This is a genomic window from uncultured Mucilaginibacter sp. (assembly GCF_903913935.1).
In the GTDB taxonomy this organism is placed as follows: Bacteria; Bacteroidota; Bacteroidia; order Sphingobacteriales; family Sphingobacteriaceae; genus Mucilaginibacter.
In genome coordinates this window covers 1-22,336 of the sequence record NZ_CAIWNH010000205.1, presented here as the reverse complement: position 1 = coordinate 22,336, position 22,336 = coordinate 1, and the positions used below count along the sequence as shown (strand labels likewise).

At 42.9% G+C, this 22,336-nt stretch carries 19 protein-coding genes; 14 read left to right on the top strand and 5 right to left on the bottom strand.

The window, feature by feature from the left end; genetic code table 11:
• Positions 1–88: 88 nt before the first annotated feature.
• The 12 genes from mraY (at position 89) to QZY09_RS07550 (ending at position 16,005) form a co-directional block, all read left to right on the top strand.
• A complete protein-coding gene (mraY, locus tag QZY09_RS07605) occupies positions 89–1,330 on the top strand; it encodes a phospho-N-acetylmuramoyl-pentapeptide-transferase (protein WP_295670498.1) in 1,242 nt (413 codons plus the stop codon).
• Positions 1,331–1,444: 114 nt separating this feature from the next.
• Complete coding sequence (gene murD / locus QZY09_RS07600) at positions 1,445–2,788, top strand: UDP-N-acetylmuramoyl-L-alanine--D-glutamate ligase (protein ID WP_295670495.1); 1,344 nt, start codon at positions 1,445–1,447, stop codon at positions 2,786–2,788.
• A gap of 142 nt (positions 2,789–2,930) precedes the next feature.
• On the top strand, positions 2,931–4,085 hold the full coding sequence (locus QZY09_RS07595; protein WP_295670493.1) for an FtsW/RodA/SpoVE family cell cycle protein: 1,155 nt from the start codon (positions 2,931–2,933) through the stop codon (positions 4,083–4,085).
• Positions 4,086–4,208: 123 nt separating this feature from the next.
• Entirely contained in the window at positions 4,209–5,315 is a 1,107-nt protein-coding gene (gene murG / locus QZY09_RS07590; protein ID WP_295670490.1) for an undecaprenyldiphospho-muramoylpentapeptide beta-N-acetylglucosaminyltransferase, read from the top strand.
• A 253-nt stretch (positions 5,316–5,568) separates the two neighbouring features.
• Positions 5,569–6,924: a UDP-N-acetylmuramate--L-alanine ligase gene (gene murC / locus QZY09_RS07585; protein ID WP_295670488.1), complete on the top strand. Its 1,356-nt coding sequence runs from the start codon at positions 5,569–5,571 to the stop codon at positions 6,922–6,924.
• Positions 6,917–7,777 (top strand): cell division protein FtsQ, encoded by an 861-nt coding sequence (locus QZY09_RS07580; RefSeq protein ID WP_295670484.1) that lies wholly within the window; start codon positions 6,917–6,919, stop codon positions 7,775–7,777. The genes murC and QZY09_RS07580 overlap by 8 nt, the downstream gene beginning before the upstream one ends.
• A gap of 1 nt (position 7,778) precedes the next feature.
• Entirely contained in the window at positions 7,779–9,125 is a 1,347-nt protein-coding gene (ftsA, locus tag QZY09_RS07575; RefSeq protein WP_295670479.1) for a cell division protein FtsA, read from the top strand.
• A 174-nt stretch (positions 9,126–9,299) separates the two neighbouring features.
• Positions 9,300–10,913 carry a cell division protein FtsZ gene (gene ftsZ / locus QZY09_RS07570; RefSeq protein ID WP_295670476.1) on the top strand — a complete coding sequence of 538 codons (1,614 nt, stop codon included), beginning with the start codon at positions 9,300–9,302 and terminating at the stop codon, positions 10,911–10,913.
• Between the two features lie 219 nt (positions 10,914–11,132).
• Positions 11,133–12,377 (top strand): aminotransferase class I/II-fold pyridoxal phosphate-dependent enzyme, encoded by a 1,245-nt coding sequence (locus QZY09_RS07565; RefSeq protein WP_295670472.1) that lies wholly within the window; start codon positions 11,133–11,135, stop codon positions 12,375–12,377.
• A gap of 228 nt (positions 12,378–12,605) precedes the next feature.
• Positions 12,606–13,982, top strand: a complete 1,377-nt coding sequence (locus QZY09_RS07560; RefSeq protein ID WP_295670469.1) for a HAMP domain-containing sensor histidine kinase — start codon at positions 12,606–12,608, stop codon at positions 13,980–13,982.
• Between the two features lie 88 nt (positions 13,983–14,070).
• The gene (locus QZY09_RS07555; RefSeq protein WP_295670466.1) at positions 14,071–15,486 is read left to right on the top strand and encodes a glycoside hydrolase family 125 protein; all 1,416 of its coding nucleotides are present in this window, start codon (positions 14,071–14,073) and stop codon (positions 15,484–15,486) included.
• A gap of 342 nt (positions 15,487–15,828) precedes the next feature.
• Positions 15,829–16,005: a histone H1 gene (locus QZY09_RS07550; protein ID WP_096354567.1), complete on the top strand. Its 177-nt coding sequence runs from the start codon at positions 15,829–15,831 to the stop codon at positions 16,003–16,005.
• A 74-nt stretch (positions 16,006–16,079) separates the two neighbouring features.
• Here the strand turns inward: QZY09_RS07550 and dapA are convergent, their stop codons facing one another.
• From dapA to QZY09_RS07535, 3 genes are all read right to left on the bottom strand, one after another.
• Positions 16,080–16,958, bottom strand: a complete 879-nt coding sequence (gene dapA / locus QZY09_RS07545; RefSeq protein WP_295670461.1) for a 4-hydroxy-tetrahydrodipicolinate synthase — start codon at positions 16,956–16,958, stop codon at positions 16,080–16,082.
• 135 nt (positions 16,959–17,093) lie between these two features.
• The gene (locus tag QZY09_RS07540) at positions 17,094–17,753 is read right to left on the bottom strand and encodes a DUF5686 family protein (RefSeq protein ID WP_295670458.1); all 660 of its coding nucleotides are present in this window, start codon (positions 17,751–17,753) and stop codon (positions 17,094–17,096) included.
• A gap of 11 nt (positions 17,754–17,764) precedes the next feature.
• Positions 17,765–18,277 carry a hypothetical protein gene (locus tag QZY09_RS07535; protein ID WP_295670454.1) on the bottom strand — a complete coding sequence of 171 codons (513 nt, stop codon included), beginning with the start codon at positions 18,275–18,277 and terminating at the stop codon, positions 17,765–17,767.
• A gap of 238 nt (positions 18,278–18,515) precedes the next feature.
• Between QZY09_RS07535 and QZY09_RS07530 the strand changes: the two genes are divergently transcribed.
• Positions 18,516–19,076, top strand: a complete 561-nt coding sequence (locus QZY09_RS07530) for an NlpC/P60 family protein (RefSeq protein ID WP_295670449.1) — start codon at positions 18,516–18,518, stop codon at positions 19,074–19,076.
• Between the two features lie 46 nt (positions 19,077–19,122).
• Here the strand turns inward: QZY09_RS07530 and ligA are convergent, their stop codons facing one another.
• Positions 19,123–21,138, bottom strand: a complete 2,016-nt coding sequence (gene ligA, locus QZY09_RS07525) for an NAD-dependent DNA ligase LigA (RefSeq protein ID WP_295670446.1) — start codon at positions 21,136–21,138, stop codon at positions 19,123–19,125.
• 328 nt (positions 21,139–21,466) lie between these two features.
• On the opposite strand from ligA, the gene QZY09_RS24710 reads away from it, so the two are divergent.
• Positions 21,467–21,799 carry a hypothetical protein gene (locus QZY09_RS24710; RefSeq protein WP_367119186.1) on the top strand — a complete coding sequence of 111 codons (333 nt, stop codon included), beginning with the start codon at positions 21,467–21,469 and terminating at the stop codon, positions 21,797–21,799.
• Positions 21,800–21,873: 74 nt separating this feature from the next.
• On the opposite strand, the gene QZY09_RS07520 is transcribed toward QZY09_RS24710, so the two are convergent.
• A partial coding sequence (locus tag QZY09_RS07520) for a DUF6263 family protein (protein WP_295670443.1) occupies positions 21,874–22,336 on the bottom strand: 463 nt, incomplete at its 5' end.

Below are 22,336 nucleotides of genomic sequence, written 5' to 3'. Positions count from 1 at the left end.
AATAAAGTCCATGGACCATAGACCATGGTTCATGGACAAAAAGAATCGGTGAAATCATAAATAAATCGGTGAAATCCAAATAAATAATATGTTATACTACCTGTTTAATTGGCTGAACAAAAATTACGCAATTCCTGGTGCAGGGGTATTTCAGTATATCACTTTCCGGATGGCCATGGCTGTAATTACATCACTGGTGGTTACTACGGTTTTTGGTCGCCGGCTGATCGATTACCTCCGTTACAAACAGGTAGGCGAGACCGTACGCAATTTGGGCCTGGAAGGCCAGATGCAAAAGGCCGGTACGCCAACCATGGGCGGTATCATCATTATCCTGGGCATATTGGTGCCCACACTGTTATTTGCCAAACTGGGCAATATTTATGTGATCATGATGATCGTGACCACTATCTGGCTTGGTGGAATTGGCTTTTTGGATGACTATATCAAAGTATTTAAGAAGAATAAAGAAGGTTTAGCAGGGAGGTTTAAAATCATCGGACAAGTGGGCCTGGCATTATTTATTGGTTTTACCATGTATTCTAATCCTGATATCATCATCAGGCAGGAAGTGAAATTGCCGGCAATTGCCAATGCACCTGTTAATTTTCACATGCGCGGCAATACGCCGGTGTATACCCAGGATGTACGGTCGACAAAAACGACCATCCCTTTTTATAAAAACAACGAGTTTGACTACGGCAAAGTATTAAAATTCATTGGCGCGGATACTGATCATTATTCGCTGCTGGTATTTATGTTCTTCGTCATCATCATCATCACTTTTATATCAAACGGGGCAAATATAACGGATGGTATTGATGGCCTGGCGACGGGCACATCGGCCATCATCGGGGTTACGCTGGCAGTACTTGCCTATGTGTCAAGTAATACATTAATAGCCGATTACCTCAATATTATGTACATCCCGCAATCAGGCGAAATGGTTGTTTTTGCAGGCGCGTTTGTAGGGGCCTGCGTTGGGTTTCTGTGGTATAATTCGTACCCGGCCCAGGTATTTATGGGTGATACAGGAAGTTTGGCTATTGGTGGTATCATTGCGGTTTTTGCCATTATGATCCGCAAGGAACTGATCCTGCCACTATTGTGCGGCGTATTTGTTGTCGAAAATTTGTCGGTTATCATCCAGGTGGGGTGGTTTAAATTCACCAAACGGCGGTTCGGCGAAGGGAGAAGGGTATTTCTGATGGCGCCGCTACATCATCATTATCAAAAAAAAGGGTTTCATGAAGCCAAAATTGTCACCCGGTTCTGGATCATCGGCATCCTGCTGGCTATCGTGACCGTAATAACGCTGAAGCTTCGCTAGTTAATTAGTGATCAGAGGCTGGAGATTAGTTTAGAAAACAAAACAGTAAATAACAACAATTTGGCAATGGTCCATGGACCAAAACAAATCGGTGAAATCAATAAATAAAAATCGGTGAAATCAAATAAAAACATAGTTATTCTCGGTGCCGGCGAAAGCGGGGTGGGTGCGGCTTACCTGGCGCTACAGCAGGGCTATAATGTTTTTGTTTCGGATTTTGGGGCTATTGCTGATAGTTACAAACAGCAGTTAATTGATTGGAATATCCGCTTTGAAGAGAATAAACATACTGAGGAAGAAATATTAAAAGCTGTCGAGGTAATAAAAAGCCCCGGTATACCAGAAAAAGCACCGGTAATTAAAAAGATCAGAGAAAAAAATATCCCTGTGATTTCAGAGATCGAGTTTGCAGGCAGGTATACTGATGCAAAAATTATAGGCATTACGGGCTCAAACGGTAAAACAACCACCACCAGCCTTACTTACCATATCCTTAAAAGTGCGGGGTTAGATGTCGGCCTGGCGGGTAACATCGGAAAAAGTTTTGCTTACCAGGTGGCGACTGAAAAATTTGACATCTATGTACTGGAGCTAAGCAGTTTTATGCTGGATGATATGTACCAGTTTAAGTCGCACATCGCCGTGCTGCTCAATATAACACCTGACCATTTGGACAGGTATGAATATAAGCTGGAAAACTACGCAGCCTCAAAGTTTCGGGTTACCCAAAATCAAACAGCCGACGATTATTTTATTTATTGTGCCGATGATCCTGAAACGATAAAAGGCATGGCAGAGCGAAGTTTCGTTGCGCAGCAATTACCATTTTCTATTCAAAAAAAGATTGAACCGGGAGCATATCTCGAAAACGACAATATTGTCATTAACACTCACCAACAACATTTTCAAATGTCCATAACAGAATTGGCCCTACAAGGAAAGCACAACGTTTATAACTCGATGGCATCGGGTATTGTGGCTAAAGTGCTCGAACTCCGCAACCCTGTCATCAGGGAAAGTATGGGGAATTTTAAAAGTATTGAACATAGGCTTGAGTCGGTTGGGAAAATATCCGGCATCAGCTTTATCAATGATTCAAAGGCGACTAACGTTAACTCTACCTGGTATGCCCTTGAAAGCATGACCTCGGATGTGATACTGATCCTTGGCGGCGTTGATAAAGGGAATGATTACTCGATGTTAAAGAGCCTGGTAAAGCAAAAGGTAAAAGCGATTGTATGCCTCGGCAAAGACAATAAGCGGATCCATGATGCATTTGAAGATGTGGTGGAAGTGATCGTAAATACCTATTCGGCCCAGGAAGCCGCACAGGTAGCTTATCACCTGGCAACCAAAGGCGATACGGTATTGTTATCGCCAGCCTGTGCAAGCTTCGATCTTTTTAAAAACTACGAAGACCGTGGCCGGCAGTTTAAACAAGCGGTGAAGGAGTTGTAATTGATGTGCGGATGTGCAAATATGCGGATGTGCAGATGAAGAAATTTGAAAAGGATATAAATGTTGCAAGGGGTTGTAGAAGTTATAAGAATTAAGCGCGAATTTGGCTATGAACCATTAACTATTAACCATGAACTGAAAGATGCACAGAATACTAAATAATACGAAAGGCGACAGGTGGATCTGGCTGATAGTGATTTTGCTTTCGGTAATTTCCATGCTGGCAGTTTATAGCGCAATAGGTACGCTTGCCTATAAACGTGGTGTGGGAGCCGAGTCGATATTAATGAAACACCTGGCCATGATCGTAGGGGGGATTGCCCTGATGTACATTTCGCATAAACTGGATTACCGGTATTACCGCGGCATCTCAAAATTATTGATGATCATCACGCTGCCGTTATTGGTTTATACACTGTTATTTGGCAGCCACGTAAATGATGCAAGCCGGTGGATCGCTATTCCGGGTACCGGTTTAAGTTTTCAAACTTCGGATTTGGCCAAGCTTGCCCTCATCACTTACCTGGCACGTACATTATCCATTAAACAGGAGAATATAAAAGATGTAAAACAATCTTTTATCCCAATTATGGGTGCTGTTTGTGCTGTTTTTATATTGATCGCGCTGGCAAACCTTTCCACCGCGCTCATGTTGTTTGGGGTTAGTATCCTGCTGCTCATTATTGGCCGTATCAGCATTAAACAAATTGCAATAACCTGCCTGGCTGGTGGAATGTTGCTGGCTGGTGTTGTGTTCCTGGGTCCGCGCCATAAAACGTATGTTTCCAGGATCCACGCCTTTATGCATCCGGAAGTTGCAAATACTGATAAATCGTTCCAGTCTGATCATGCTAAAATAGCCATTGCTACCGGCGGTTTTTTTGGAAAAGGTGTTGGCAAAAGCGACGAGATCAATTACCTCCCAGAGGCCTATTCTGATGAAATATATGCCATCATTGTGGAGGAATACGGCATTTTTGGCGGCCTGGTATTAATAGGAATTTACTTGTTTTTGCTATACCGCTGCATAAAAATTGTGACGAAGGCACCAAAAGCATTTGGTGCATTGCTGGCAGCCGGGTTGAGTTTTAGTTTAACGATACAGGCATTTGCAAATATGGCAGTGGCAGTGGGGTTGGGGCCTGTAACAGGTATCCCTCTACCGTTGGTAAGTATGGGCGGTACATCCATATTGTTTACAAGTATAGCGTTTGGGATTATCCTGTCGGTAAGCCGGGATATAGAAGAGCCAAAGAAAGTTATAATAGGGGAGATAAGAGAAGTAGCGGTAGCGTGATTTCGGAATTTCGATTTCGGATTTAGTTGATCGGCGTAACGAAAATAGAAAAGCAGAATTAAAAGTTCCATCGGTGAAATCAAAATGTAATCGGTGAAATCATAGAACAAAAACAATAAATCGGTGAAATCAAAAAAAATCATCATCAGTGGCGGAGGTACCGGGGGGCATATTTTCCCGGCTATCGCTATTGCTAATGCGCTTAAAAAGCTCGATCCTGACACCGAAATATTATTTGTTGGCGCCAACGGCCGCATGGAGATGGATAAGGTACCGGCAGCAGGCTATAAAATTATAGGGCTCGACATACAGGGGATCCAGCGGAATTCCGTTTGGAAAAATGTAATGTTCCCGGTTAAACTGATAAGCAGCGTGAAAAAAGCGCTTGGTATCATCAAAGAGTTTAAGCCTGATGCGGTGGTAGGTGTAGGCGGATATGCCTCCGGGCCGATATTGTATGCTGCTTCCATGAAAGGGATTCCTTATTTGATCCAGGAGCAAAATTCATATGCAGGTGTCACCAATAAATGGCTCGGCAAAAAGGCGCAGAAAATATGTGTGGCTTTTGATGGTATGGAAAAGTTTTTCCCTTTCAGCAAGATCATCAAAACCGGCAACCCTATCCGCAGGGATTCAGTCAATATCGCCGGCAAACATATGCAGGCGCTTGAATTGTATAAGCTATCGGCCTTTAAAAAAACTATCCTGGTTACCGGAGGCAGTTTAGGGGCGCGTACCTTAAACAACAGCATTATGGCTGGGCTGGATAAGATCATTGATGCGGATGTGCAATTGATATGGCAAACAGGGCAATTCTATTATAAAGGTATCATCGAGAAATTGGGTGACAATTATCACCCTGATATCAGGAAAATGGAATTTTTACACCGGATGGACCTGGCTTATGCCGCGGCGGATGTAATCATATCCCGTGCAGGGGCCGGTACTATTGCCGAATTATGCGTGGTAAAAAAACCGGTGATACTGGTGCCATCGCCAAATGTTGCTGAAGATCATCAAACCAAAAATGCAATGGCCCTGGTGAACAACAACGCAGCGGCATTTGTTGCCGACAGCGATGCCGAAGCAAAATTGGTTGATAAAGTGCTTGAGCTTTTAAATGATAAAGCAACACAAAAAACATTGAGTGATAACATCGGCAAAATGGCAATGCCTGATGCCGATGAAGTAATAGCAAAGGAAGTGATGAAATTGGCTAATAGATCATAGTTCATGGTTCATAGCCGAAGCGTATTCGTGTAATTCGAATCAATTCGTGCAATTAGTGTCAATAAATAAAATACTGCGAAGAAGTATTCGTGTAATTCGAATCAATTCGTGCAATTAGTGTCAATAAATAAAATACTGCGAAGAAGCATTCGTGTAATTCGAATCAATTCGTGCAATTAGTGTCAATAAATAAAATACTGCGAAGAAGCATTCGGGTAATTCGAATCAATTCGTGCAATTAGTGTTAATAAATATGGAATTAAGCAATATAAAACGCGTTTACCTGGTTGGAATTGGCGGAATAGGCATGAGCGGCCTGGCCCGGTATTTTCATCATTTGGGATGCGTTGTTTGCGGATACGATAAGACATCGACAGACTTAACGAGTGACTTGCAAAAGGAAGGCATACCGGTAATTTTTGATGACAATGCCGGCTGGATACCGTCAGCTTTTCATACCCCCGATGAAAGTACGCTCATTATTTTTACACCTGCCGTTCCAAAGGATTCGGTTATCCTGAATTTCTTTAAAGACAGCGGATTCGAACTCTTTAAGCGATCGCAGGTATTAGGCATTATCAGCAGGGGGATGTTTACAGTGGCTGTTGCAGGGACGCACGGTAAGACAACCACTTCCACCATGATCGCTCATATCCTGAAAGATTCGGGTAAGGACTGTTCTGCCTTCCTGGGGGGCATTTCAACCAATTACCACACCAATGTGCTTTACGGAAAAAATAATATAGTAGTGGTTGAAGCCGATGAATACGACAGGTCGTTTTTGACGCTGCTTCCTGACATAGCAATCATCACATCTATGGATGCCGATCACCTGGATATCTACGGCGACAAGGATCACCTGGCGGATTCGTTCAGGCTCTTTGCTTCACAGATAAAACCCGGCGGCCAGCTCATTCACAAAACAGGCCTGCCGCTTGAGGGCGGTTTAACCTACGCGGCTGAAATGGAAGCCGACGCCCATGCATCAAATATCCGGATTGAAAATGGTGATTTTTATTTTGATTTCACCAATGGTAAAGTAACCATTCCGGGCATTAAATTAGGGATACCGGGTACGCACAATGTTGAAAATGCAGTGGCTGCTATTGAATCAGCCTTAATGCTGGATATTTCTCCGGATGCGGTAAAAAGCGCCCTTGGTTCATTTGCGGGTGTAAAGCGCCGCTTCGAATATATCGTTAAAAACAACGATCATATTTATATTGATGATTATGCCCACCACCCCGAAGAGCTAAAGGCTTGTATCAGGTCGGTTAAGCGGTTATATCCCGGCAAGAAGCTGACGGCCATTTTTCAGCCGCATCTGTATACCCGTACCCGCGATTTTGCCGATGGCTTTGCCGAAGCCCTTGACCTGGTGGACGAACTGCTTATACTGGATATTTACCCCGCCCGCGAACTGCCGATAGAAGGCGTAAATGCCGACATGATATTAGGGAAGATGAAGCTGCAAAACAAGCGGAAATGTGGAAAACAAGAAGCTGTAGAAATAGTAAAAAATGAAAAACCGGGCTTACTTTTAACGGTAGGCGCCGGTGATATTGATCAATTGGTTCAACCACTAAAACACGCTTTACAAGATGTTTAAAAAGCGAATCTGGAGATACCTGCTTGTAGGTTTTGCCTGGGCCATCAGCCTGGGTGGCCTGGTGGTGTTGATGGGTTTTATTAGCGTAAAAAAATCAGAAGTGGTATGCAAGGATGTGAAAATTTATATACCCGGCAGCCAGTACTTTATCGATAGGGAAGAAATTGACCATATTTTGGGGATCCAAAGCCATGCGATTATTGGCCACCGGATGGACGATATCAACATCCACGAACTTGAAGAAAAATTAAAATCAAACCCATTTATTGAGTTTGCCAAAATTTATGCAGACATGGACGGAATAATAAATGTAGAAATAAGCCAGCGCCAGCCTGTTTTAAGAATAATGAACCGGTTCGACCAGGATTTTTATGTTGACCAGCATGGGTTGAAGCTTCCCTTATCGGGCAATTTTACAGCGCGGGTACTGGTGGCAAATGGTTATATAGACGAACTTTTTGCCAACCATGTGGATACCCTGCATACTGTGCTTGCCATGCAGCTTTTTAAAACTGCTGATTTTATCAGGAAGGACTCACTGTGGGACGCGCAGATTGCGCAGCTGTATGTCAATAAGGACCATGAGATAGAACTGGTACCCAGGGTAGGCAATAACAGGATCCTGATCGGCAATGCTGATTCGTTGGATTCAAAATTCCATAACCTGCTCGTTTTCTATAAGAAAGCGCTCCCGTTGGTAGGCTGGGATACATATAAAGTTATCAACATCAAGTATGCCAACCAGGTGATTGGCGTGCGGAGCGAAAATATAAAAGCAGATTCGCTGAAGGCCAAAAACCTCTCAGGTGATTCGACAAAATTGAAAAAAGACACATCTCTAATAAAGAATTAATATGGACAAAAGCTCAACTCAGGAAAAAAGTTCGCCAATCGTAGTAGGATTGGACATCGGAACAACAAAAATATGCGCTATTGTTGGCCGCCGGAGCAAAAACGGGAAGATCGAGGTATTGGGTATCGGTAAAGCAGAATCTGCCGGGGTAACACGCGGTATGGTTTCAAATATCGATAAAACCGTACAGGGAATAAGCGTGGCGGTGGATATAGCGGGTGCGCAATCAAATGTAGAGATCAGGGTGGTGAATGTTGGCATCGCAGGCCAGCATATCAAAAGCCTGCAGCATCGCGGTTTGATCACGCGCCGCGATATAACGTCCGAGATCTCGCGTAAAGATATTGATAAACTGATAGAGGATATGTACAACCTGGTAATGCCTCCGGGTGAAGAGATCATACACGTTTTACCGCAGGAGTTTACGGTTGACAACGAACCTGGAATAAAAGACCCTATCGGTATGGCGGGGGTAAGGCTGGAAGCAAATTTTCATATCATTTCCGGCCAGGTTACTGCCATCAAAAATATTGTGAAGTGCGTAAATAAAACAGGCCTCGAAAGCTCTGAGTTGATCCTCGAACCGCTAGCATCTTCTGAAGCCGTTTTAAGTGACGAAGAAAAAGAAGCAGGTGTGGTTTTGGTGGATATCGGCGGCGGCACAACCGACGTTGCCATCTTTCATGAAGGCATCATCCGGCATACCGCCGTTATTCCTTTTGGGGGTAACAGTATAACCGAAGACATCCGTGAAGGTTGCTCGGTAATGCGAAACATAGCCGAACAGTTAAAGATCAGGTTCGGTTCGGCACTTGCCGAAGAAAATAAGGAAAACGAGATTGTCTGTGTGCCCGGTCTGCGTGGCCGCGAGGCAAAAGAAATCTCTGTAAAAAACCTGGCATTTGTTATCCAGGCACGTATGGAGGAGATCATTGAGCATGTGTTTTATGAGATCAAATCATCTGGTTATGAGAAAAAGCTGATCGCCGGCATCGTCATAACAGGCGGCGGCGCCCAGTTAAAACACCTGGCGCAGCTGGTGGAATACACCACCGGGTTGGATTGCCGCATTGGTTTACCAAATGAACACCTGGCAAAAAACGAAGTGCTGCCAAAACAGGTTTACGAGGAGTTGCAAAGCCCGACTTTTGCCACAGGTATTGGTTTGCTGATTAAGGGTATTCAAAAAATGGAATACAATGACATATTTGAGGCCCCGGCCGAAATTAAGGTTGCAAAAACAAAATTTACCGAAGATAAAAAGTTTGGCTTACTGAGTAAAATATTGGAAAGTGGAAAAAAATTCATAAAAGATGATATAAAAGATGAGGATTTTCTGAAACAATAATTACGGGAAAAGCGCAAGGTTTTATGGTGAAAACACGTTGTTTCAGATACTTATTCACAATTCCCAATCTTTCCACATATTGACAATTGTGGAAAAAGCTTGTGGAAAAAGTTTTATTATTACATTACAGAAATCTGGTTATTCATCAGTCATAAATAACAGAAAATAAGGATTATGAAGTTTGAGATGTTAAAAGAAAAGTCGTCCATCATCAAGGTAATTGGTGTTGGCGGCGGCGGGGGCAACGCGGTAAACCACATGTACAGGCAGGGGATAACAGGCGTTGATTTTATTGTTTGCAATACCGACGCGCAGGCATTGGAATTAAGCCCTATCCCAAACAAAGTACAGCTGGGCGCCAGCCTTACTGAAGGTATGGGCGCAGGGTCGATCCCTGAAGTTGGGAAAAATTCAGCGATTGAAAATATCGATGATATTAAACAGATGCTGGGCTCAAACACAAAGATGTTGTTTATTACTGCCGGTATGGGTGGTGGCACAGGTACCGGCGCAAGCCCGATCATTGCCAAAGCCGCCCGCGAAATGGATATATTAACTGTTGGTATCATCACTACTCCTTTTGCCTTTGAAGGTAAACGCCGCAAATTGCAGGCGGAAGAGGGAATGGAAGAGTTTAAAAAATATGTCGATTCGTTTTTGGTGATCTCCAATGACAGGCTTCGCCAGATTTTTGGTAACCTTACCTTAGGTTCAGCGTTTGCACAAGCCGATAATATTTTAACAACCGCGGCTAAAGGTATCGCCGAAATAATAACGCTTCCCGGCTATGTAAACGTCGACTTTAAAGATGTGCGCACTGTTATGAAAGATAGTGGTGTATCTATCATGGGCAGTTCATCTGCCGAAGGTGAAAACCGGGCATTAAAAGCAGTTGAAGGCGCTTTGTCGTCTCCCTTGTTAAAAGATAATGAAATTGAAGGTGCACGTTATATCCTGCTGAATATAAGCTCAGGCCTTCAGGAGGTTACCATGGATGAAGTAAGTATTATTACCGACTACATACAGGAAGAAGCCGGCTTAATGGCCGACGTGATCTGGGGAAACTGCATTGATGAAAACCTGGGCGATAAGCTTTGTGTAACCATTATTGCTACCGGATTCCAAACAAGGGACGAGCGCGAGAAGAAAGAAGGAGAAAAGAAAATTATTTCGATCCTTGATCCTGCGGTACCTCACAATCCACGGGCTGTAAATGAATTTATAACCCCTGTTAAGCCAGAAACTCCCGCATCAGGCCCTTACCTCAAAGGCGGACCTGAGAAACATAAGGAAGAGCCAAAACAAACCGGATTGTTCGATCTGTTTGCCCCGCGTGCTGAAGAGCCTGCACAGGTAAAATACAGCTGGTTAAATGAAGAACCTGCGCCGGTAGAAAATGAAGCGCCCGAAATGCCCGAAATGACCTTTAAGGTGGTTGAGCCGGTGGCTAGCGTTGAATCTGTTAAGGAACAAAGAATGCCTGAGCCGGAACCAGAACCAGAAGTTGTGGTGGGTAAAGATGATCATAAAACGGATGAATCCATTGAGGAACAGTTACGCAAATCGCGTGAGCGCATTATGCGCCTGAAGGACCTGAGTATGAAATTACGAAACGGTAACCTGCAGGAAATGGAAAATGTACCTGCCTATAAACGTAAAGAAATAGCGTTGCAGCAAACGCCTGCCTCTGACGAAAGCCAGGTATCCAGGTTCTCCTTGTTGCCGGATAACGAAGGAAATACGGAGATCAGGGGCAATAACTCTTTCCTGCATGATAATGTGGACTAGTTCATAGTTGATGGTTCATAGTTCATAGCAAAAAGTTAAAAAAACCATGGGTGATAGCCCGTGGTTTTTTTATGCAGTTTTCGGAACCAGCCTTGCGGTCCTTCCATGAACCATGAACTATCAACCATGAACTCCTTATTATAGCCTATTATAAAAAGTAATAGCCATTGCTAATAAATGCTTTAAGGGCTATATTTGCATTTTAAATAAGAAAGTATTTTGGACATATTCGATAAAATATCAAAAAACATGGGTGGCCCGCTTGGGCAACACCAAAAATGGTCTCATGGTTATTTTTCATACCCAAAACTTGAGGGTGAAATAGGCGCACACATGATGTTTAACGGCAAAGAACATTTGGTTTGGAGCCTGAATAATTACCTGGGACTGGCTAATCACCCGGAAGTAAGGGAAGCCGATGCGCAGGCAGCTGCTGATTTTGGCATGGCCTACCCAATGGGCGCGCGCATGATGTCGGGCAACTCAAAGCACCACGAAGAACTGGAAAGTGACCTTGCAGCCTTCGTTGGTAAAGAAGATGCCTATTTGCTTAACTACGGTTACCAGGGCATGTTGTCTATCATTGATACGCTGGTTGACCGTAATGATGTGATTGTTTATGATGCTGAATCGCATGCCTGTATCATTGACGGCTTAAGGCTGCATATGGGCAAGCGTTATGTTTACCAGCATAACGATATGGAAAGCTGCGAAAAACAGCTCGAACGCGCCACCAAATTGGCAGAAACCACTGGTGGTGGCATCTTACTAATCACCGAAGGTGTTTTTGGCATGTCAGGTGCGCAGGGCAAGTTGAAAGAGATCGTTGCCCTGAAAAATAAATTCAATTTCCGCATGTTGGTGGATGACGCTCACGGTTTTGGTACCATGGGCAAAACCGGAGCCGGTACACACGAGGAGCAGGATTGCATCGAAGGTATTGATGTTTACTTTGGCACCTTCGCCAAATCAATGGCCGGGATAGGCGCTTTTGTGGCTGCTGACAAGCAAATTGTTGATTACCTGCGCTATAACATGCGCTCACAGATTTTTGCCAAAGCATTGCCTATGCCAATGGTGTTGGGCTTGAAAAAAAGACTTGAACTGTTGCGTTCAAAACCTGAACTACGCGAAAAGCTATGGGCGATTACCAATGCTTTACAAAACGGACTGAAAGAACGCGGGTTTAACCTTGGCGTTACTAATACGATGGTTACCCCCGTGTTTTTAGAAGGCGAACTATATGAGGCTACATCCTTAACCCGCGACCTGCGCGAAAATTATGGCATCTTTTGCTCCATTGTGATCTACCCGGTGATCCCAAAAGGACTGATCCTGTTGAGGCTGATCCCTACTGCCGCACATAGCCTGGAAGATGTTCAAAGAACATTGGATGCTTACAGTGAAATGGCAGAAAAATTGAAGGCAGGGTATTATAAAGAGAATAAAATGGTGGTGGCGTAATCCGGCACAAATCAGCTATTTGAAAGCCTCCCGGTAACCCGGGAGGTTTTTTTTGTATCACGGTTTTCGTTGAAGTTCTAATAACTCAAATAGTGACTTTGTCAGCTATTGGTCCTTTTTTGTAAAACAATACAACTCTGCGTTTGTAATTTCGTATAAAGTAAACAAACCGGTTTGTTGTTTTCTTGATCTGAAGATAATCCTTTAACCCACCGGCGTGCTGTTGTAATGAAGAGAGTGATCATTTCCTTAACTGTAATTGTGCTGATTGCCACCGCTGCAATCAGTATAACGCACTACTATGCGGTAAAAATTATTTCCTCCACAAGGGCCTACACAAATTTCGAGGCGCAATATGCAAAAGGTGAAAAGGATGCTACCAGGCACCTGGTCAGCTACCTCAACTCGCATGATGAGGTTGATTACCTGTATTTTAAAAGCGATATTAGCATCCCTAAAGGCGACAGCATCGCGAGGGAAGCACTTATGTTGGGTAAAGATGCCCGGATAGCCCGCATCGGCTTTTTAATGGGCGGGAATAACAAAGAGGACCTGCCGCAATTGGTTTGGTTTTTTAGCCAATTTAAAAATAAGCCTTTCTTTAAAACCGCCATCGAAACCTGGCAGCAGGCTGATGTGTTGGTGGCCAAATTAAACGCCATCGGCGTTACCGCGCATCGTAATGTTGCAGCAGGAAAGCCGGTTGACGGCGATGGTTTGATCTTACAGGTGAACACCATCTCTGACAACCTTACTATCAAACAACAGGATTTTTCATCTATTTTGGGAGTTACATCGCGGATGGTTGACCATTATGTTTTTATTCTCGACCTGGTTATTCCCTTTATTATTCTTGTATGTTCAGCTTTGCTGGCCGGTATTATGCTCCGGAAGCTGCATACTTCGCAAAAAGTAATTCTGGAACAGAACCTGGCATTAAATAACATGAACGAAAGGATCAAAAAATTCGCCTATTCGGTTACTCATGATTTAAGGTCGCCCATCGCTTCGTTAACAGGCTTGGTTTCGGTGCTGGAGCGCGAAAAAGACATCACAAAGCTTCCTGATTATACGGAGATGATGCGTGAGACACTTGAGCTGCAGGACAAATATATCCGTGATGTTTTAAATACCATCCGGAACGAAAACACTAAAAAGGAAGAAGTTTGCAACCTGGTGGAAATGGTAAATGATATCAAAAACCAGAATAGTTTTTTCGCAGACGGCCATAAGGTGAATTTTTTGAGCGAACTGGAAATATGGGAACTGAAATGCAACATCGCCGATATAAAGGTGGTTTTTAATAACCTGATCTCCAATGCTGTTAAGTATGCTGATTTCAATAAGCCTGAACAATGGATCAAGGTAAAATCATATCGTAAAGACCAGCAGTGCATTATCGAAATCGAGGATAACGGCCTGGGCATAAAGCCGGACCAAAAGGAAAATATATTTAAAAAGTACTTCAAATCCGGCATCAACAAAAAAAGCATGGGCCTCGGGTTGTACTTTGCCAAACAGGCCATTGAAGAAATGAATGGTACTATCACTGTAAAATCTCTGCTAGGCAAAGGGACCTCGTTTATTGTAGCATTGCCATTGTAATTTTTAAACAAGAGGTAATAAAATATTTGTAAGCCTTTCGGTAATCCGGAGGGCTTTTATATTTTTACATCTTACCAATTGAAACACCATGCTAACACGTCGTGATTTTATAAAAATTAACGGGATTACCACCGCAGGAATAGGGATGGGCCTTAAACCAACTTGGTTCGGCGCCAAAACTTTCGAAAGCAAACGGCCGCCGCTTGCCAACCGCAAATTTACCAGCAAAGCCGTAGAGGCAAAGATTAGCAAAGTAAAGGCAGCTATTAAAGATCCTGAACTGGCCTGGTTGTTTGAAAACTGCTACCCCAATACGCTGGATACCACCGTAAATTATTCCGTTAAAAACGGCCGCCCCGATACCTTTGTCATCACCGGGGATATTGATGCGATGTGGATGCGCGATTCCTCCGCCCAGGTTTGGCCCTATCTGCCCTTGGTAAAGGAAGATGTTGAGTTAAGGAGTCTGATTAAAGGCGTTCTTAACCGGCAGGCCGCCTGTGTGCTGATCGATCCCTATGCCAACGCCTTTAATGCCGGCCCGACCGGCAGCGAATGGGACAGCGACCGCACCGATATGAAGCCTGAACTGCACGAACGTAAATGGGAGGTGGATTCGCTTTGCTACCCCATCCGTTTGGCCTATAATTACTGGAAAACCAGCGCCGACAGTAGCTTTTTTGACGAGAACTGGCAAAAGGCAGGCAAGCTGATCCTTGCGACTTTTAAAGAACAACAAAGGAAAAATGGCCCCGGTCCATATCATTTCCAGCGCCGTACCGAGGTTGCCAGTGATACTGCCCCTAACGGCGGCTTTGGTAACCCTGTTAAACCTGTTGGGTTGATCTGTTCTATCTTCCGGCCATCTGATGACGCTACTATTTATCCCTTTTTGATCCCTTCCAATTATTTCGCCGTCGTTAGTTTGAAGCAAATGGCCGAGATGTTCCGGGTTATAGGCAAAGACAATAAAACTGCGGCTGAGTGTACTGCGCTGGCAACAGAGGTTCATGCTGCGATTGAAAGATATGCGACCAAACAACACCCGGTTTATGGAAAAGTATTGGCGTATGAGGTTGACGGTTTTGGTAACCAACTATTTATGGACGATGCCAATGTGCCTTGTTTACTGGCACTACCCTACCTCGGCGCTTTATCAAACCACGATCCGCTTTACCTGAATACCCGCCGTATGGTGTTGAGCAGCGCCAACCCTTACTTTTTTAAAGGCAAGGCTGCGGAAGGGGTAGGGGGGCCGCACGTAGGCATGAATTATATCTGGCCTATGAGCATTATCATGCGCGCGCTAACCTCAACCGATAAAAATGAGATCATCAAGTGCATCCACTGGCTGAAAACCACCCATGCCAATACCGGTTTTATGCATGAATCGTTCAATAAAGACGATCCAAGCGACTTTACACGCAAATGGTTTGCATGGGCCAATACATTATTCGGCGAATTGATCATCAAAACACATCAATATTATCCGGGGATATTATAACAATTGAGCATTTAATACCGGTTTCGGTAGAAGTATTGGAATTATAGTAATATCATTAATATTTAACCATTTTTAAACTCAAAATCGCTTTGTTTTAATTATTGGCTAATTTATGATTAAATATTATCATCAAATTGCCATTATGTGCTGATATTAAATAAGTTTTGCTATTGTGGGGAAATATCTAATATGTATTTAATATTGCAAACCTCGCTTAAATGTGGAGAAAAACCACTTTAAAGGCATTATTTTTATGCATTAAAAGTTTTTAATTTAGAAAAAACAGTTTAGATTAGCTTTACAAAACAATAAACCTCAATATTTTAAAAAGGAGTAACTGAAATGAAAAAATTTACTGAAGTAAAAGAACTAGTAGCGTCTTTGGAAGCAGATGCTGACAAATTTTACAACAAGGGTAACAGTGCAGCTGGCACCCGCGTTCGTAAGGGAATGCAAGATCTCAAGAATTTAGCCCAGGCTATTCGTTTGGAAGTTCAGGAAGCGAAGAATAAAGCTTAGTTTCAACAAAAGGCTTACAAAAAGCTTTATTCCAATAAAAAACCCGCCTTTACCAATTAAGGCGGGTTTTTTAGTTATATGAATTTCTTTAATTCGGCAGCTATCTTTCCTGTAGTTCCGGCGCTTACCTGTACCAGTGGGAGGCGCAAATGATCCTCGCAAATGCCAAGGTGTTTTAAGGCAGTTTTTGCTCCGGCAGGGCTGCCTTCAACAAACATCAGGCGCGTAAAATCAATCAGGCCGGAATGTATGATCTGTGCTGCTTTATAATTCCCCTCAAGACAAAGCCTTACCATATCTGATGTTTGGCGCGGCAAAACATTGCCGGTTACGGATATAACGCCAACGCCGCCCAATGCCATCATCGGCAAAGTAACCGGGTCGTCGCCCGAGATCATTAAAAAATCTGCCGGTTTATCCCGCATGATCTGGTTGATCTGGTCGAAATTGCCACCGGCCTCTTTTATGCCAATAATATTTTTAAAATCATGCGCCAGCCTTACTACAGTGTCAGCATTAACATTGCTGCCTGTACGGCTGGGTACATTATATAAAATAATGGGCAATGTCGCTGCCTGCGCTATTGCCTTGTAATGCTGGTAAATGCCTTCCTGTGTAGGCTTGTTATAATGAGGGCTGGCCGATAAAATGGCATCGTACCCGGTTGTATCAAACTGCTTTACTTGTTCCACCACTTCGTGGGTATTGTTGCCGCCAATGCCGGCTACCAGGCCCACACGCCCCTTAACTACGCCCGAAGTAAAAGCCCAAACCTGTTTTCGTTCCTCATTGCTCAGGGTGGCGCTTTCGCCGGTAGTACCCAGGGAAACCAGGTATTCTACCCCACCGTCAATCAAATGGTTAATTACTCTGCCCAATGCATCGTAATCTACCTGTCCATCCGCTTGAAAAGGCGTTATGATGGCAACGCCCGTTCCGTAAAATTTATTCATCTCAATAATTAAAGGGTGCTAATATAGCAAATTGTGATTAGTTCATGGTTCATGGTTGATAGTTCTTGGTTTTTTTGTCGATAGACCACCGGGAATTGGCTGGACATGAATTCAGAAAACAAAGCAATGTGCAATCTATTTAAAACTCACCTCCAGCCTCAGAGCTGATCTTATATTACTGCCGCCATTCAATGAAGTGCCGTACATCAACCGGATATTGAGGTATTGCACCCCAAAACCTAATTCGGTATAGTTTTTTAGTGCCGGTGTGCTTAAATAATTGATGTCGAAGATCTCTTTCAATTTTAACTTCCTTAACAAGGGGATTTTATTTAAGATAAAGCCTGAAAAATTCTGTTCCAGGTGGCCTTCAATATATTCGGTATTGGTGCTGAAGGTATAATAGTTTAATAATAGGAAAGTATTGATACCGCCGTTGGCCAGCAATGCCTCATTACCTGCAAATTGTTTATAATCGGGGTAATAAAGGCTGTGGTTATTGATGAATTTTCCGGTAGCAATATAAAAGGAAGTATTGCCCAAAACGCCCGTTTTTATGTTCGATTTGGAGATATCGGCAGCAACCAGGCCGTAATCCGCATCCGATCCTAAAACGCCTTTAATGCCTTTAATATAACTCAGGCCGACAGTAGGGTAAGGCGATGGCAAGTATCTTCGGCCACTCGGAAAAGTTTCATACTTATCGCTAAAATCATAGGTAGTGCGCAGGGTAACTTTGAAGGATTGATTTTCAGGAAATAACAACGCATTACCAGTTAAATTAAATATAACCAAGTTGGCTTATTTTATTTCAAAACAGTTATAATCTTTGGTATTGCGTTAATCTTTGTTGTTACATCTAAATCACTATAAATAACTTTTCCAAGCAATGTAACCGATGAGACATAAATATGTGAGCAGCAGTTGTTTGATAGCCTGGTTGTTAAATATAAAGTGTCCGGCTTTAAGTTAGCTACTTGCAAAACCATCGTATCAAGATCGTTTTTATACAATACACTGGTACTGAAGACGCGTTTGACACTGTCAATATTTATGATGGACTGTGCAGTATCTGGATGCCCGTTTGCAACATGGCTTATTTTAAGCTGATTTAAACGGTATTTAGCCAGTTTGCCAAAAAATAGGTCTTGCTTTGATATTTTGTCAAGGATTTTGAAACGTGCCGTTGCTGATATCGATTGGTTGCCTTTGCAGTCAGGGCAAGTGGTTTCATCCGGAGAGCTGCAACCAGCAGCTAATATTGAAAAAAAAGCCAGGCAAATAACGCGAAAGGGCTTGATGCTACTTAGGGGTGTCATAGTCGTCAAAGTTTTAGAAAAATAAAATTTAAATATAGGAATAGAAATTTATAAAAAAGTTAATTGTTTAAATTTTCTTGATTATCTGAAACAAATATATAAATTTCACTAAAAGTGGTATGTTCAAAAAAAATATAAGATATGGAACCACGAATATTTTAATTTTTCAGATCCCCCCGATAACTATCTCAATACAATAACCATACAATAATGGACAGGTTATTGTGTAACCTGTAGTGTGAGATTCATTTATGTAATATTATTGCTGACTATTGCCATTTTATCCTGTAACAACCCGGGAAGCCTGGCACCTGAGGTGCCAGGTGACCGACACGTTTTGGCTCCGCTGGCTGCCGGTACCAAAGCGAAATATATTCATATTCAAACTGGTAAAACCACACCTGCTGAACTGTTAGCCTTCGCGCGCGGTCTTGCCGGTACCCCCTATAAATATGGCTCTGCCGACCCGGAACAGGGTTTCGACTGTTCCGGCTTTGTTACCTGCGTGTTTAACCATTTTGGTATCCGCGTACCCAGGCCATCCGTTGATTTTACCTTTGTAAACCAATTGATTGACATAAAAAAAGCAAAGCCCGGCGACCTGATACTTTTTACTGGCTCGGATAGCTCGGCCCATATTGTGGGGCACATTGGTATAATAGTCTCCAACCACGGCAGTGACCTGAAATTTATACACGCTACATCGCAGCAGGACTTAGGCGTTACTGAAACAGCATTAACCCATTACTACCAGGTACGATATATTGAAACTATCCGCGTTTTTCCGCAAAACGATTAGTAAATATTACAATCTGCCAAGGCCTACTCCAAGCTGCTCACTTTTTTTATCCGATCATCGCCAGCAAATCATCATCTGTAATAATAGGAATATTCAGTTTGGTTGCTTTTTCAAGTTTGGCGGGTCCCATATTATCGCCGGCTACCAGGTAATTGAGTTTGGCTGAGATGCTGCTCACAATTTTGCCTCCGTTTTGCTCAATGATATTGGTGAGTTCGTCCCGTGAGTATTTGCCAAATATGCCACTTATAATAAAAGTTTTGCCGCTGAGCGTTTCGCTGGCAAGGTTTACTTCTATTTCTTCGGTCACAAACTGCAGGCCGTATGCTTTCAGTTTTTCAATTTCTTCTTGATGACGCTCGTCTTTAAAATATTCTAAAATGCTGATGGCAATCCGCTCGCCGATCTCCTCAGCAGTAATCAGTTCATCAAAAGAAGCCGCCGCCAGTTTATCTATGTTTTTAAAATGTACTGCCAGCTTTTTGGCAACGGTAGCACCCACATAACGGATACCAAGGCCAAACAGCACTTTATCAAAAGGCATTTCTTTTGATTTTTCAATGCCGTCCAACATATTAGTGATGGATTTTTCGCCGAAACGGTCCATCAATTTCAGTTCGTCGCTACGGTACTTTAAGCTATAAATATCACTTATGTGGTTGATAAACCCTTTTTGGTAAAGCGTCTCGATGGTTTCATCACCCAAACCATCAATATTCATGGCCTTGCGGTCAATAAAATGCTGCATTTTACCCACTATCTGCGGCGGGCAGCCTTCATCGTTAGGGCAATAGAAAGCCGCTTCGCCCTCTTTTCTTTCAAGCAAAGTACCGCAAGCCGGGCAGCTGGTAATATAGGCGATGGCCTCTGCGCCAGGTTTGCGCTTATCTAAATTTACGCCCGTAATTTTGGGGATGATCTCGCCGCCTTTTTCAACATATACCCAATCACCCGTATGCAACTTTAGTCGTTTTTCAATTTCATCGGCATTGTGCAGTGTAGCACGTTTTACGGTCGTGCCGGCTAAAAAAACAGGCTTTAAATTGGCTACCGGCGTAACGGCGCCGGTGCGACCCACCTGGTAGCTAACTGAAAGTAACTCTGTTTCGGCCTGCTCAGCTTTAAATTTATAGGCGATGGCCCAGCGGGGCGATTTGGCGGTAAAACCCAGCTCCTGTTGCTGCGCGTAGCTGTTTACTTTAATAACTATTCCGTCAATATCATAACTCAATCCAAAGCGTTTTTTGTCCCATAGATTGATGAATTCGAAAACATCATTTATTGTATGGCAAAGCCTGCTGTGTTCATTTACCTGGAAGCCCCAATTTTTTACTGCCTGCAAGCTTTCCCAATGCGTTTCGTAAATAATATTATCGGTATATAAAAAATACAGGAAACAATCCAGCGGCCGTTTCGCAACCTCGGCTGAATCCTGCATTTTGATGGTGCCTGATGCGAAATTCCGCGGGTTGGCGTAAGGTGTTTCGCCGTTTTCAATACGCTCGTTATTCAGGCGTTCAAAGGCTTTCAGGTGCATAAATACTTCACCCCTTATCTCAAAATGTTCGGGGAAATCACCTGGATGTAACTTTTTGGGAATAGTATTAATAGTGCGAACGTTCGCCGTTACATCGTCGCCCTGAACGCCGTCGCCCCGCGTTACTGCGCGTACCAGTTTGCCCTGTTCGTACGTTAAGCTCATGGATAAGCCGTCAAACTTTAATTCACAAACATATTCAAAGTTATCGCCAATAGCCTTGCGTATGCGCTGGTCAAAATCCAGCAGTTCCTGCTCGTTATAGGTGTTCCCCAGCGATAACATCGGCCATTTATGCTTTACCGTGATAAAATCTTTGGTAATAAAGCCGCCAACCCGCTGGGTAGGAGAGTCAGGGTCGGCAAATTCAGGGAACTGTTTTTCCAATTGGATAAGTTCTTCCAGTTTTTTGTCGAAATCGAAATCAGAAATGCTGGGCATAGCCAACACATAATAATTGTAATTATGCTGTTTGATTTCTAATGAAAGGTGTTCTATTCGGGTTTTTGCTTCTGCCGGTGACATGGAACGAAGATAAGTTTTTAACCTGAAAATTATGAAAAAACAGAAGAAAGGAAAAATATGATACGGGTTATAACTATAAGTACAATCCCAGCTATGCTAATAAATCTTAATTATAGATAATAATATATACTGGAGCTTTTAATAAGTAAAAATGGAATTATCCCGTAATTTTATGCGGCAAATTTTGATTTGATAACAATATTTATCGCGATCAAAAACAATTGGGTATTAAATTGTTTTGTAAATTAATGGCATATAATTTTGAAATATAATATTAAACTTTATTAGCTTTGTTTAGTCCTAAATTAAAAAATCAACAATTTTTAAAATGAAAAAGATCACACGAATTATTACAGTATTGGCAGTTGTTTCGGTCGCTGCTTTTACACAAGCTAAAGCACAGGTCGATATTGGTGTTAACCTTCAGCTTAATCGCCCTGCAGCTTATGAAAGGAACGAAAGGGTGCACCCCCCACGACCATCCCGTGCTCACATCTGGGTAGCTGAAGAGTGGAGGTGGAATCCGGGCCGAAGAAATTATGAATATATACCCGGCCGTTGGAACGTTCCACCAAGACGTGGCGTAATTTGGGTTGCAGGACATTGGGTTAAACGTCCCGCCCGCCCTGGTTACAGGTGGATTCCTGGCCATTGGAGATAATACCGCCATTAACAATAGAAATAATATTAAAGCCGCTTCATTTATTTGAGGCGGCTTTTTTATGCGATATTTTCTTATTTGTTGGCTATTCTTATTTCTGTTTTTATCATCATCGGGATTGTCATCCCACCCGGGGTTTTAGGATTATCCATTATTTCAAGATTCCCCTCTGTAAACTGTTTAATATATAACCCACTGATCCACCCCGTTTTTTTATCTATTTTGATATCAGTAACCACGCCACCGTTTAATTCGTATTTCACCGGGGTGCCATCGCCTTGTTCCGGTTTGGTGTCCTCATCAGTAGTTATTATCCCCTCACCGTGAATTATGAAAACAGTCGGGGAGATGTCTGTCAGCTGGTAAACGGTTTTAACACGGGCTTTTGCAGGGGATGATAAATTTGAATTAACGGTCCACTTAGCATTTTTGGCTACGCCGCTGTTCGGAAAAGTAGCAACACCATTTTCCAGGCTGCCTTTAAAAGCATTTTCACCAAATGACTGTACAAACTGGCTTTTGATCTGCTCTTTTTTT